Raw genomic sequence first — 12,982 nt, 5'->3', positions numbered from 1 at the left:
CCCCCGGATGACCGGGGGCACAGATAAGCTTCATTGGTGGCAGACGCGCTGGTTCGTCGTCGCGGCGGCGATCATCGCGATGATTCCGCTCGTCTGGCCCGACGTGCCGCCGCTGGTCGACCTGCCCGGCCATATGGCGCGCTACCGCGTGCAGCTGAGCCACGGGCAATATCCCTGGCTGACCGAATGGTACAACTTCCGCTGGAGCCTGATCGGCAATCTGGGCGTCGACCTGCTGATCATTCCGCTCGCGCCGGTCGTCGGGCTGGAGTTCGCGGTCAAGCTGATCGTGATGGCGATCCCGGCGCTGATCGCGCTCGGCTTTCTGTGGATCGCGCGCGAAGTGCATGGGCGCATCCCGCCGACCGCATTGTTCGCGCTGCCGCTCGCCTACAGCTATCCCTTCCATTTCGGCTTCGTGAACTTCGCGCTGGCGATGGGCCTCGCGCTCAACGCCTTCGCCTTGTGGCTGCGGCTCGCGCGGACCGGGCATCTCGAGCTGCGGGCGGCCCTGTTCGTGCCGATCGGCGCGGTGATCTGGCTTGCCCACACCTATGGCTGGGGCACGCTGGGCGTGCTCTGCTTCTCGGCGGAGCTCATCCGCCAGCATGACCTGAGGCGAGACCGCAGCGGCGTGATCGCGCGCTGGGTGGTGCCGTGGTTCCATGCGGTGCTGCACTGCCTGCCGCTGGTTCCGCCCGCGCTGCTGATGGTGCTGTGGCGCAGCGGCCATGTCTCCGGCCAGACCGCCGACTGGTTCAACTGGCGGGCGAAGGCGATGTGGGTGCTGATGATCCTGCGCGACCGCTGGATCACCTTCGACATCGCCTCACTGGCGGTGCTGCTGCTCGTGCTGTTCAAGGGCGTGCGCGATCCCAACATCCAATATTCGCGCAACCTGCTGCTGTCGGGGCTGTTCCTGGCGGCGGTGTTCGTGCTGCTGCCGCGCATCATCTTCGGTTCGGCCTATGCCGACATGCGGCTCGCGCCGTTCATGCTCGGCATCGGGCTGGTCGCGCTCAGGCCCAAGCCCGGCATGTCGATGCGCGGCGCCGCCGTGCTCGCGGTGGTGGGCCTCTCCTTCTTCCTCGTGCGAATCGGCGGCACCACGATCAGCTATTGGCTCTACGACCGCGATTACGACCGCGAGCTCAAGGCGCTCGATCACCTACCGGTCGGCGCCCGGCTGGTCAGCTTCGTCGGCGAGACCTGCTACAACGAATGGAAGATGACGCGCCTCCAGCACCTGCCGGGGCTCGCGACGGTGCGGCGGCTCGCCTACACCAACGACCAATGGTCGATGCCGGGCGCGCAGCTGCTGACGGTGCGCTACCGCGCCGCCATTCCTTTCTCGCACGATCCCTCGCAGATCACCACCAGCGTGCAATGCCCGCGCGAATGGTGGCGGCCGATCGCGGTCAGCCTCGCGCGCTTCCCCAGACGGGCGTTCGACTATGTCTGGGTGATCCGCCCGCCGGCCTATGACAAAAGGCTGGAGGCCGGGCTGATCCCGGTATGGCGTCAGGGCAATTCGGCGCTGTTCAAGGTCGACCACAGCGTGCCCCGCGCGCAGCTCTCGCCCAGGGACCTCGGCCCCTATCCCGAGCTCTACCAGCGCATCCAGGTCATGGTGCGCCGCACCTCCTGAACGGGCCGAGCTCGCCCAGGAATTCCTGCTCGTGCTCGATCGCCTGCCGCTCGCGCACCAGGAAGTCGGCGACGGCGCGGCGGAAGTTCGGATCGGGGATATAGTGGGCCGACCAGGTGGTGACGGGTAGATAGCCGCGCGCCAGCTTGTGCTCTCCCTGCGCGCCCGCCTCGACGGTCTTGAGGCCCCGCGCGATCGCCGCATCGATCGCCTGATAATAGCAAAGCTCGAAGTGGAGGAATGGCACCTCCTCGGTACAGCCCCAGTAGCGGCCGTAGAGCGTGTCCTCGCCGATCAGGTTGAGGGCCCCCGCGATCGGCCGGCCGTGGCGCTCGGCGAGGATCAGCAGGCACCGGTCCGCCATCACTTCCCCCAACAGCGAGAAGAAGGCGCGGGTAAGATAGGGTCGCCCCCATTTGCGCGATCCGGTGTCCTGATAGAAACGCCAGAAGACATCCCAATGCGCCTCGGTAAGGTCGCGGCCGGTGACATGACGGATCGTCAGCCCCTCCACCGCCGCCGCCCGCTCGCGCCGGATCGCCTTGCGCTTGCGCGAGGCAAGCTCGCCCAGGAACGCGTCGAAGCTCCGATAGCCGTGGTTCGCCCAGTGGAACTGCGTGCCGGTGCGGATCAGCCAGCCCGCCGCCTCGAACAGCGGCACCTGATCGGGCGCGACGAAGGTGGCGTGTGCCGAGGACAGGCCATGCTGATCGGTCACCGCCTCCAGCGCCGCGATCAGCGTCGAGACCTGTGCCTGGTCCCGGAGCAGCAGTCGCGGCCCCGGCACCGGCGAGAAGGGCACCGCCACCTGCAGCTTGGGATAATAGCGCCCGCCCGCCCGCTCCCAGGCATCGGCCCAACCATGGTCGAACACATATTCGCCCTGGCTGTGGCTCTTGGCATAGGCAGGCGCAATCGCCGCCGCCCGGCCGTCCGTGCCCTCGACCACGACCGGCAGCGCCTGCCATCCGCTCATGCCTCCGACGGAGCCCGACCGCTCAAGGATCGAGAGGAAGGCGTGGCCGACGAACGGATTGGAACTGCCGGCGCAGGCATCCCACTCGGCGGCGGGGATCGACGAGACGCCGTCGGCGATGCGGGCAGTGACGGGGGAGCTCACGCGCGCGATGTAGGATCATCCTGCGCCGACGCCAGTCCGGCAGCGACTTGGCGGCCACCCGCGATCCGCACGTCGCTGCGCGGATAGGGCACGACGATCCCATGCTCCTTGAACAGCCGCCACAGCCGGTTGAGCACGTCCGACCTGACGTTGCCGACCCCGCTCTGCGGATCGTTGATCCACACCAATATGTCGTGCTCGACCGCATATTCGCCGAACGCGGTCACCCAGACGTTGGACGGCGGCGTGTCGAGCACGCGCGGGCTTTCCTTCGCCGCGCGCAGCATCAGCGCCTGCGCGAGCTCGAGGTCGCAGTCATAAGCGACGCGGACCGGGATGCGCACGCGGACGTTGGTGTCGGTATAGGACCAGTTTTCCACCTCCTGGGTCATCAGGATTTCGTTGGGGATCAAATGCTCCTTGCCGTCGCGAGTCACCACGCTGACGGCGCGGACGCCGATCTTGTTGACCCAGCCGAAGCTGTCGCCGACGACGATGACGTCGCCCGGCTTGATCGAGCGGTCCATGAGCAGGATGATCCCGGCGATCAGGTTGCCCACCGTCTTCTGGAGGCCGAAGCCGATCGCCAGCCCCATCGCGCCCGAGAACACCGCGAAGGTGGTGAGATCGATCCCCAGCAGGTCGACCGCGAAGAAGAAGGCGACCACCACCGCCGCGATGGCGATCAGCTTCTGCGCGAGCAGCCGCTGAGTGGGATCGAGCCCGCGCGCGCCCTCCAGCGCCTGCGCGGTCGCGCGGTTGACGAGGCGGACGAGGGCATAGAGCAGCACCGCCGCCACCAGCAGGCTGACCAATGTCAGCAGCGACAGCCGCCGCGACCCGATCTCCACCGCGATCGCGTCGAGGGTCGTGGTGATCGGCGCCAGCCCGCCCACCGCATGGCGCAGCAGCGCGGTGAACACCACCGCCGCCACACTCCACGCGATCCAACGCGACAGGCGGACACCGCGCAGCAGCTCGACCATCGCCAGCGCCCCGGCCGCGCCGAGCGCCACGCCGATGCCGGCATCGGCCAGCGGATGCCAAGGCCAGGCGCGCGACAGGATCGCCAGCAGCAGCGCGGCGGTGCCGTGACGCACGATCGCGCACAGCCGCTTGCCGACGCCTGCGCCGTGCTCGCCGACGCGTGCGGTCCACAGCGCCGTCGCGCGCGGACCGAGAGTCCGCCCCGCCAGCCAGCCGAGCGCGAGCGCCGCGACGACCAGCGCCAGCGCGATGCCGGCCTCGCCCAGCTCGGCCGGGGTCGGCTCCGCCAGACCCTTGGCCGCGAGCCAGGCGCCGGCCCGGCTCATCCCCGCGCCGTCCGCCACGCGGCCAGGCCGGCGTCGAGATCGGCGATGAGGTCGTCGGGGTCCTCCAGCCCGATCGACAGGCGGACCAGCGGCCCATGGCCTTCCCATCGGGTCGCGGTGCGGTAACGCTCCGGATCGACCGGGATCGCCAGACTCTCGAACCCGCCCCAGCTGTAGCCGATGCCGAATAGCTCGAGCGTGTCGATCAGGGCGGCGCGCTCGGCCTCGCCGCCGCCGGCCAGCTCGAACGAGAACAGTCCGGCGCCGCCCTTGAAGTCGCGGACGAACAGGTCATGGCCGGGACAGTCGGGCAAAGCCGGATGGAGCACGCGCGTAACCTCCGGCCGCTCCTTCAACCATTCGGCGATGCGCAGCGCGCTCGCGGCATGGCGCTCCAGCCGCACCGCCATGGTCCGGAGTCCGCGGCTACCGAGCCAGGCATCGTCCGGGCTCGCCGTCTGGCCGAGCTGGTAGCTGGTCGCGCGCAGCCGCTGCCAATGCTCCTCGGTGGTGGTGACCGATCCCAGCATCACGTCGGAATGGCCGGCGATGTATTTGGTGCAGGCCAGGATCGAGAAATCGACCCCCATGCCGATCGCCGGCAGCCCGAGCGGCGTCGCCCAGGTGTTGTCGATCAGCGTGACGACGCCGCGCGCCTTGGCCGCCGCGACGATCGCGGGCACGTCCTGCACCTCGAAGGTGAGGCTGCCCGGGCTCTCCATGAAGATCGCGCGGGTGTTCTCCCCGATCAGCCCGGCAATATCGCCGCCGATCAACGGATCGTAGTAGCGCGTGGTGACGCCGAAGCTCTTGAGCAGCCCGTTCGCGAAATTGCGGGTCGGGTCATAGGCACTGTCCACCAGCAGCAGCTCGTCGCCCGGCCGCAGCACGGAGAGCAGCGCCGTCGACACCGCCGCGACGCCGGAGGGATAGAGCAAAGTCGCGTGCGCCCCCGGCTCCAGCTCGGTCAGCGCCTCGGCGAGCGACCATTGGGTCGGCGTCCCGCGGCGGCCGTAGAACAGGCGGTGATGGGTGTCGCGCGCGGCGCCGGCGCGCAGGTCCGCGACCGAATCGTAGAGGATGGTCGAGGCGCGCCACACCGGCGGGCTGACGATGCCCTGCGTCCATTCCTCGCGCCGGCCGGCGGTGATCGCCTTGGTGGCGGACTTATGCTCGCCGCTCATGCCGCCGCTCCCGTCGCCTTGGGCGTGGAAGGATCGGCGCCCCATTCCGACCAGCTGCCGTCGTAAAGCGGCACCTCGTGTCCCAGCAGATGCGCGCCGAACACCAGCACTGCGGCGGTGACGCCGGAGCCGCAGGTGGCAACGAACGGCCGGTCCGGATCGATGCCGGCGCCGGTGAAGGCGGCGCGGAGCACGTCGCCGCGCTTCCAGGTCTCGTCGGGATGGAACAGGCTGTCCTGCGGCAAGCTCAATGACCCGGGGATGTGGCCGGGCGCCACCCCGGCGCGCGGCTCGGGCGAGCTGCCGGCGAAGCGCGCCGCCGAACGGGCGTCGGCGATCGGCGTCCCCTCCGCCAAGGCCGCCTTCATCCGCGCGAGGTCGCGGACCTCGCCGCTTCCGGGCGTGGTGATGAAATGGCCCGGCGCCGGCTGCTCGTCGCCGCTCGCCACCGGCCGCCCCTCCGCCAACCATTTCGGCAGCCCGCCGTCGAGGATGGCGACCCGTTTCGCTCCGAACAGCCGCAGCATCCACCAGATGCGCGCGGCGCTATGGTGCGGGGAATTGTCGTAGACGACGATGCGATCGTCGTTGGACAGCCCCAGCGCCGAGGCCGCTCGTCCGAACGCCTCGGCGGTGGGAAGCATGTGCGGCAGCGGGCTCGCCGGATCGGACACCGCCTCCAGCGCCATGAACACCGCGCCGGGGATATGCGCCGCACGATATTCGGCGGCGGCGTCGCGGCCATAGTCGGGCAGGATGAATGTCGCATCGACGATGCGGAGATCGCCCGCGCCCATCGCGTCGGCGAGCCATTGAGTGGAGACCAGCGAGTCCATGGCCCGGCTCTAACGGCGGCAAGGCGGAGCGTCGAGTTTTCCTCGGGGCCCTTCCGCCCTACATGGGAGCAATGACTCCGATCCACCTTGGCCAGTCCAGCAGCCTGCCGGCCTCTCCCGAAGAGGCCGTGCTCGATTATGTTCCCAACCCGCGCGCCGGTACCCGTTATCTGGTGCGCTTCGCGGCGCCCGAGTTCACCTCGCTCTGCCCGATCACCGGCCAGCCTGACTTCGCGCATCTGGTGATCGACTATGTGCCGGATGCGACCATCGTCGAATCCAAGTCGCTCAAGCTGTTCCTCGGTAGCTTCCGCAACCACGGCGCCTTCCACGAGGACTGCACCGTCGGCATCGGCCAGCGGCTGTTCGAAGAGATGAAGCCGCATTGGCTCAGGATCGGCGGCTATTGGTATCCGCGCGGCGGCATCCCGATCGACGTGTTCTGGCAGTCGGGCTCGCCGCCCGCCGACGTGTGGGTCCCGGCGCAGGACGTCCCCGGCTATCGCGGGCGCGGCTGAGCGCGCTCGCACCACGTCTGGCGGATTCTTTATGTTGCATTGCAACAGACAAGAAACCATCTTGCTTTGCGAACGTTCTCCGAAGGTTAGGCACAGCGCTCCATAACCTGTGTTGCATTCGCGAAGGGTAGAGATGGAACAGGCGGCGACGGCGAACCGGATCGATCATATCGCGTTGGTGGGCAATTACCTGCCCCGCAAATGCGGCATCGCAACCTATACGACAGATACGTTCAAGGCGCTCAGGGACCGTTATCCGGACCTTCGCGTCGACGTCTATGCGATGGACGATCATCCCGGCCGCTACGCCTATCCGCCGGAAGTCACCGCCGCCATCCCGCAGCACGAACGCCAGGCCTATGTCGCCGCCGCGCGCACGATCGAGGCCAGCGGCGCGCAGGCGCTGTGGGTCCAGCACGAATACGGCATCTTCGGCGGCGCCGCCGGCGAGTATCTGCTGGCGCTGGTCAACCGCGTCACCATTCCCCTCATCGTCACGCTCCACACCGTGCTCGAGCAGCCGAGCCCCGACGAGCGGCGCGTGCTGGAGGCACTGCTTCGCCGCGCCGCCAAGGTGATCGTAATGGCCGAGCGCGGCCGCGAGATCCTGAAGCGCGTCTATGGCGCCAGCCCGCGCAGCATCGCGATGATCCCCCACGGCGTGCCCGACCGCCCGCTGATCGAGGCGGCGACGATGAAGGGCCGCTTCGGCTGGGACGGGCGCGCGGTGATCCTGACCTTCGGTCTGCTCGCACCCAACAAGGGGATCGAGACGATGATCGCGGCGATGCCGGCGATCGTCGCCGAGCATCCCGATGCGCTCTACGTCGTGCTCGGGGCCACTCATCCCAACCTCGTCGCGCACGAGGGCGAGGTCTATCGCGACCGGCTGAAGGGGCTCGCCGCCGAGAAGGGCGTGGCCGACAACCTTCGCTTCGTCGATGCCTTCGTCGAGAACGACGAGCTGCTCGACTATCTTCAGGCAGCCGACATCTACGTCACGCCCTATACCAACCCGGCGCAGATCACCTCGGGGACGCTGAGCTATGCAGTCGGCGTCGGCAAGGCGGTGGTATCCACACCCTACGTCCATGCCACCGAAATCCTCGCCGACGGCCATGGCGTGCTCGTCGGCTTCGACGACAGCGAGGGCTTCGCGCGCGAAATCAACGCGCTGCTCGGCAGCGAGCGCAACCGGTCGCGCCTGTCGGAGCGCGCCTATGCCCGCGGCCGCACGATGATCTGGCCGCGCCTCGCCGAGGCGGCGATGGCGGAGATCGCCGCGATCGTCGCCGCCCAGCCGCGCCGCATCGCCGGCAGTCCGCCGCTCCGCCCGCTGACGCCGGACATTTCGGCCGTCGAGCGGATGAGCGATTCGACCGGCATGCTCCAGCATTCGATCTACTCGATCCCGGATCGGCGCCACGGCTATTGCATCGACGACAATGCCCGCGCGCTGATGCTGATGTGCCGGATCGAGCCCGTGGACGAGGTGGTTCGCGACAAATGGACCAGCGTCTATGCCTCGTTCGTCCAGCACGCCTGGAACCCGGAGGTGCGCCGTTTCCGCAACTTCATGAACTTCGACCGGAGCTGGTGCGAGGATGCGGGTTCGGAGGATTCGAACGGGCGCACGTTGTGGGCGCTCGGCGTCACCGCGAGCGAGGCGCGGCTGCAGAAGCATCGCGACTGGGCGGTGGTGATGTTCGACCGCACCGGCAGCATGGCGCTCGAGCTGGAGGCGCCGCGGGCCCATGCCTTCGCCATGCTCGGCGCCGCGGCGATGCTGAAGGCGCATCCCGAGCACGCATTGGCCCGCACCATTCTCAACCGTTTCGGTGACGAGCTGCTCCAGCTGCTCGACAGCGCCCGCCGGCCCGAATGGAAGTGGTTCGAGATCATGCTCGCCTATGACAACGCCCGGCTGCCGGAGGCGCTGATCCGCGCGGGCCTCGCGCTCGGCCGCGACGATTTCGTCCGCACCGGTCTCGAGACGCTGGAATGGATCGTCGAGCGCCAGACCTCGCCGGAGGGCCGCTTCCGCGCCGTCGGCACCGAGAGCTTCGGCCGTCCCTACGCCGATCCGCTGCCGTTCGACCAGCAGCCGCTGGAGGCGCAGGCGACGATCGACGCCTGCACCGCCGCCTATGACGCGACGCACGAGCAGCGCTGGGTCGAGGAGGCAAACCGCGCCTATCGCTGGTACCTCGGCGTCAACGACCTGGATCTGCCGCTCGCCACGGTGAGCGACGGCGGCTGCTTCGACGGCCTCCAGCCCGACGGTCTCAACCGCAACCAGGGCGCGGAGTCGATCCTGGCGCTTCAACTCGCCTCATGCGCGATTTCTGCTCTTGGAAAGCAGGCCGCACCCGTGGCAGGACCGGCGCACGCCGTCGCCTGACCCCCGGGGTCTTGCGCTCGGCACTGTCATGTGTTCCCGGGGGGCGCTTTGCTCGAGATGTTCCATCATGCGCTGAGGCTGCACGCCGATCCGTCGCGGGTGGTGGTGCGTCCGTTCCACATCGGCTGGACGTCGAACAACGGCGCGCCGAGCCGGACCGAGCGCATCGTCAGCGCGGTATTGGCGATGGACGCCAAGGAGACGCATGCCTCGCTGGAGGCGGTGCTCAAGGATTTCGAGGCGCGGCACTGGCAGACGCGGCGCGTGTTCATGACCCGCTATGACGAGATCGAGGCGCTGCTCGGGCTCGACGGCGCCGATATCGGCGACGAGAAGCGGCAGCTGATCGGCGCCTATTTCTGCCACGAATACAGCTATGCCGCCGCCGCGCTGATGAACCCGAGCGTGGTGCCGCACTATGACCAGAGCGGCATGCCCAAGGGCTCGACCCGCATCCTCATGTCGATGCGGGCGGTGGGCGAGGGCCATATCAGCTCGATCGCCTTCCGCGAGGGGATCGTCACCGACAAGAACCAGCTCAAGCTCGCGCCCGAGCCGCCCTTCGCCACCGCCGCCGACACGCCCGGCGACGAGCTCCATGTGCCGGAGGGGCCGATCACCGTCTACCGGCACCGCGATTCGACGCTGTCCGGCACGGTGATCTTCCCGATTACCGGTGCCCAGTCAAAGGGGCTGGAGGACCTGCGCCTCGTCAGGTTCACCCACGACGACGGCCGCGACGAGTGGATCGGGACCTACACCGCCTACAATGGCGAGCGCATCCAGTCGGAACTGTTGCGCACCACCGACTTCCGCTCCTTCGACCTGGTGCCGATGTCGGGATCGGCGGCGCGCAACAAGGGCATGGCGCTGTTCCCGCGCAAGGTGGGCGGGCGCTACATGATGATCGGGCGGCAGGACGGAGAGAACGTCTATGTCATCTCCTCCGACCGCATCGACCATTGGGACGAGGGCGAAATCCTGCTGAAGCCCGAGCATCCGTGGGAGCTCGTGCAGATGGGCAATTGCGGCCCGCCGATCGAGCTGGACGAGGGCTGGCTGCTCCTCACCCACGGCGTCGGGGCGATGCGCAAATACGCGATCGGCGCGGCGCTGCTCGACAAGGACGATCCGTCCAAGGTGATCGGCCGCACCGCCGAGCCGCTGATCGCCCCCGCCGACCAGGACCGCGAGGGCTATGTTCCCAACGTGGTCTACACCTGCGGAGCGCTGAAGCACGGCGACCGCATCTTCATCCCCTATGGGATCGCGGATTCCTCGATCGGCTTCGCCTTCGTCACGATCAGCGACTTGCTCGCGCAGCTGTGAGCGTGCGCCGGTAGGCGAAGGCGATCAGCGCCGCGAACACCGGCAGCGACAGCCACACCGCCACGCCCTCGAAGTCCGCGATCAGCGCCAGCGGCGCGTCGCTGCCGGTGGCGGCGACGATGCCGGCGAACACCACGCCGAACAGGCTCTCGCCGACGATCAGCCCGGTCGCGACCAGCACGCCCATCCGCGAGAAAAAGTCGCGGCGGGGCGAATCCTTGATCGTGCGCTCCCAGACATGGCCGATCACCGCGCCGACCGGCACCAGCAGGGTCGCCGACATCGGCAGGTAGATGCCCATGCCGAACGCGAGCGGCGGCAGGCCCATCTTGCCGTTGCGGCGCAGCGCCTCGTCGATCGCGACCATCACCACGCCGAACACCGCGCCGGTGCCGATCATCCGCCAGTCGAGCGTGCCGCCGAGCACGCCCTTGGCCAGCGACGAGATCAGCGCCGCCTGCGGCGCCGGCAGCGCGTTCGGCCCGGCATTGGGCGCGCCCGAGAAGCCGAAGGCGATGTTGAGCACGTCGAGCACCGGCGGGATGACCAGGCTGCCGAAGGCGACGCCGATCACCAGCGCCACCTGCTGCTTCCACGGCGTCGCGCCGACCAGCTGGCCGGTCTTCAGGTCCTGGAGATTGTCGTTGGAGATGGTCGCGATCGAGAAGATGATCGCGGTCGCGAACAGCGCATAGGCGACTAGCGCATCGCCGCGCTCGGGCGTTCCGCCGTTACCGTAGACCGCCGCCAGCATCAGCGAGGCCCCGAGGATGGCGAGGATGCCGACCCCCGACACCGGCGAGTTCGACGCGCCGATCAGGCCGGCCATGTAGCCGCACACCGAGGCGATCACGACGCCGATCACCACGACGTAGACGAGCGTCGCGAGGATGATCGGCACCGCATGGTCGGCGATCGGCCCGCCGGCCGCGAACGCCCAGAGCAGATAGGCGATCGGCACGAAGGTGAGCAGGATCGCCCCGCCGACGATTCCGATCGGCAGGTCGCGCTCGGTGAGCTCAAGCACCTGGCCCTGCCCGCGCGCCTTGGCCGCCGCCATCGCCGAACGGATGCCGCCGATGATCGGTCCCAGGATCTTGAGCAGGGTCCACACTGCCGCGACGCCGATCGCGCCGGCGCCGATGAAGCGCACCTGCGTGCGGAACACCTCGCTGACCACGTCGCTGACGGGGCCGGTCAGCCCATGCCAGCTGGTCAGCAGCGGCACCAGCACCACCCAGGCGGTGATCGTCCCCGTCAGCATCGCGAAGCCGACCGACAGGCCGACGAGATGGCCAACCCCGAGCAGCGCCATCGACAGCCCGACCGAATAGCCGCTCCCGGTCGCGCCGACGCGGAAGTTGCGGGTGAGATCGCCGAGCGTGAACTTGAACTGGGTGATCAGCGAGTAGAAGGCCGAGACGAGGCTGCCGGTGACGATCGCGCGCAGCCCCTGCGCGTTCTCCGCATCGCCGGCTTCGGTGCCGGCGCCGACCTTCAGCACCTCGGCGGCGGCGACGCCCTCGGGATAGGGCAGGTCCGATCCGGTCACCAGCGCGCGCCGCAGCGGCACCGAGAACATGACGCCGAGCACGCCGCCGGTCGCGCAGACTGCGACCGAGGTCCAATAGGGGAAGCCCGTCCACCAGCCGACCATGATCAGGCCCGGCAGCACGAAGATGATCGCCGCCAGCGTGCCCGCCGCGCTCGCGATCGTCTGGACGATGTTGTTCTCGAGGATGTTGTGCCCCGGCAGGAACCGCAGGATCGCCATAGAGATGACGGCGGCGGGGATCGAGGTCGCGAAGGTCAGGCCGACCTTCAGCCCCAGATAGACATTCGCCGCGGTGAACAGCAGCGTGATCAGGCCGCCGAGGATGACGCCGCGCAGCGTCAGCTCGCGAAGGGAGCCGGTCTGGGTCATGCGCGGTCCAGCCCGAAAATGTTGACTGAATCGACTCGCCTATCATGTGAGTCGAAGCGGACGAGCGCGGCCGGGGCGTCGTAATCGTGAAACGGCGTCATCCGGCCAAGGTGGCACAGATCGGGCCGTGTAGGAAAATGGTTTGTCAGTAGCCGGCTTCGCGTTGATGGCGAAAGGCGAGAAGGACCGCATCCTCCGCCGGATCGTAATGATAGAGCGCGACGTATCCGGATTCGCCGAAACCGATCACCAGTTCCCGAAGGCCGTCATGGACAGGGCGTCCGACCGTGGGGAAGCGTTCGAGAGTCTTCAGATGCTCGCCGATGACCTCGGCGGCGCGCATCGATGCCGCAGGACTGCGCTCGACGAGAAAGCGGCGACAGCGCTCGAGACCGGCCGCGCCGCCCTCGGTAACGATCAGTCGTGGCAATCAGGCACCGCCGTCTCCGCAGGCGTTCCCCAGGTTTCGAGCCAGGCCGCCACCTCGTCGCCGGTCAGATGCCGCCCCGTCTCACGATAAGCAATCCACGAAGCGAGCGCCTCTCGCTCGAAACCATCACGTGCTTCTTCGCGATCGACATATTGCCGGATCGCCTCACGCATGACCCAATGAGGACTGCGGTCGCGCGCGGCGGCAAGCTTCTGCACGCGGCCCTTCAATTTCTCATCCAGTTTGACCGACGTCGCCATTTTCTTATTCCAAGGTACT

At 68.3% G+C, this 12,982-nt stretch carries 11 protein-coding genes; 4 read left to right on the top strand and 7 right to left on the bottom strand.

The features are described from left to right. Positions 1 to 7: 7 nt before the first annotated feature. On the top strand, positions 8 to 1,648 hold the full coding sequence (locus AC2YHA_RS14745) for a hypothetical protein (RefSeq protein WP_487402195.1): 1,641 nt from the start codon (positions 8 to 10) through the stop codon (positions 1,646 to 1,648). On the opposite strand, the gene AC2YHA_RS14740 is transcribed toward AC2YHA_RS14745, so the two are convergent. Genes AC2YHA_RS14740 through sseA form a run of 4 tightly spaced genes read right to left on the bottom strand, consistent with a single transcriptional unit; the run spans position 1,626 to position 6,101 of the window. After that, positions 1,626 to 2,768, bottom strand: coding sequence for a GNAT family N-acetyltransferase (locus AC2YHA_RS14740; RefSeq protein WP_487402194.1), 1,143 nt, complete (start codon positions 2,766 to 2,768; stop codon positions 1,626 to 1,628). The two genes, AC2YHA_RS14745 and AC2YHA_RS14740, sit on opposite strands and share 23 nt — an antisense overlap. Continuing rightward, positions 2,765 to 4,081, bottom strand: coding sequence for a mechanosensitive ion channel family protein (locus AC2YHA_RS14735; RefSeq protein ID WP_233784273.1), 1,317 nt, complete (start codon positions 4,079 to 4,081; stop codon positions 2,765 to 2,767). Before AC2YHA_RS14735 ends, AC2YHA_RS14740 begins: the two co-directional genes overlap by 4 nt. Next, positions 4,078 to 5,265: a cystathionine beta-lyase gene (metC, locus tag AC2YHA_RS14730; protein WP_487402193.1), complete on the bottom strand. Its 1,188-nt coding sequence runs from the start codon at positions 5,263 to 5,265 to the stop codon at positions 4,078 to 4,080. Before metC ends, AC2YHA_RS14735 begins: the two co-directional genes overlap by 4 nt. Further along, the gene (sseA, locus tag AC2YHA_RS14725; RefSeq protein ID WP_487402192.1) at positions 5,262 to 6,101 is read right to left on the bottom strand and encodes a 3-mercaptopyruvate sulfurtransferase; all 840 of its coding nucleotides are present in this window, start codon (positions 6,099 to 6,101) and stop codon (positions 5,262 to 5,264) included. The genes metC and sseA overlap by 4 nt, the downstream gene beginning before the upstream one ends. Before the next feature lie 71 nt (positions 6,102 to 6,172). On the opposite strand from sseA, the gene queF reads away from it, so the two are divergent. The 3 genes from queF (at position 6,173) to AC2YHA_RS14710 (ending at position 10,349) form a co-directional block, all read left to right on the top strand. Beyond that, positions 6,173 to 6,619 carry a preQ(1) synthase gene (gene queF / locus AC2YHA_RS14720; protein ID WP_233784276.1) on the top strand — a complete coding sequence of 149 codons (447 nt, stop codon included), beginning with the start codon at positions 6,173 to 6,175 and terminating at the stop codon, positions 6,617 to 6,619. 133 nt (positions 6,620 to 6,752) lie between these two features. Then, entirely contained in the window at positions 6,753 to 9,020 is a 2,268-nt protein-coding gene (locus tag AC2YHA_RS14715) for a glycosyltransferase family 4 protein (RefSeq protein ID WP_487402191.1), read from the top strand. 57 nt (positions 9,021 to 9,077) lie between these two features. After that, positions 9,078 to 10,349, top strand: a complete 1,272-nt coding sequence (locus AC2YHA_RS14710) for a glycoside hydrolase family 130 protein (RefSeq protein WP_487402322.1) — start codon at positions 9,078 to 9,080, stop codon at positions 10,347 to 10,349. Here AC2YHA_RS14710 and AC2YHA_RS14705 read toward each other — a convergent pair. The 3 genes from AC2YHA_RS14705 to AC2YHA_RS14695 form a co-directional block, all read right to left on the bottom strand. After that, positions 10,324 to 12,273 carry an OPT family oligopeptide transporter gene (locus tag AC2YHA_RS14705; RefSeq protein WP_487402190.1) on the bottom strand — a complete coding sequence of 650 codons (1,950 nt, stop codon included), beginning with the start codon at positions 12,271 to 12,273 and terminating at the stop codon, positions 10,324 to 10,326. The two genes, AC2YHA_RS14710 and AC2YHA_RS14705, sit on opposite strands and share 26 nt — an antisense overlap. A gap of 145 nt (positions 12,274 to 12,418) precedes the next feature. Beyond that, a complete protein-coding gene (locus AC2YHA_RS14700) occupies positions 12,419 to 12,703 on the bottom strand; it encodes a type II toxin-antitoxin system RelE/ParE family toxin (RefSeq protein ID WP_487402189.1) in 285 nt (94 codons plus the stop codon). Next, entirely contained in the window at positions 12,691 to 12,963 is a 273-nt protein-coding gene (locus tag AC2YHA_RS14695; protein ID WP_487402188.1) for a CopG family ribbon-helix-helix protein, read from the bottom strand. The genes AC2YHA_RS14700 and AC2YHA_RS14695 overlap by 13 nt, the downstream gene beginning before the upstream one ends. Positions 12,964 to 12,982: the final 19 nt, after the last annotated feature.

The organism is Sphingomonas sp. SRI_018 (assembly GCF_057586275.1).
The sequence above is the reverse complement of the archived record's forward strand: the minus strand, read 5'-3'. Positions and strand labels throughout refer to the sequence as shown.